A 306-nucleotide genomic window follows, 5' to 3' on the forward strand; every position below is an offset into this window, starting at 1 on the left:
CCCAGACCCACCAATTGTTGTGGTGTGCTGCTGATCCGATGGGGCCATAGCTCAGCTGGGAGAGCGCCTGCTTTGCACGCAGGAGGTCAGGAGTTCGATCCTCCTTGGCTCCACCATTAATCGTCGAAAGCTCAGACATGAAGGTTCAGGTTGAACTGAAACGAACCTTGATGTCTGGACTTTGTGCCAGAACCGTTCTTTAACAATTTGGGTATGTGATAGAAGTGACTGATTGACCATTTTCACTGATGGTTAATTAGCTCAAGGTAAAATTTGCGAGTTCAAGCGCGAATTTTCGGCGAATGT

1 tRNA gene is annotated in these 306 nt (G+C 48.0%); it reads left to right on the plus strand.

From position 1 onward, the window contains the following. Positions 1 to 40: 40 nt before the first annotated feature. Positions 41 to 116 (plus strand) — tRNA-Ala (locus JFY56_RS24215). Positions 117 to 306: the final 190 nt, after the last annotated feature.

The organism is Pseudomonas schmalbachii (genome assembly GCF_017589465.1).
Taxonomy (GTDB): Bacteria; Pseudomonadota; Gammaproteobacteria; order Pseudomonadales; family Pseudomonadaceae; genus Pseudomonas; species Pseudomonas schmalbachii.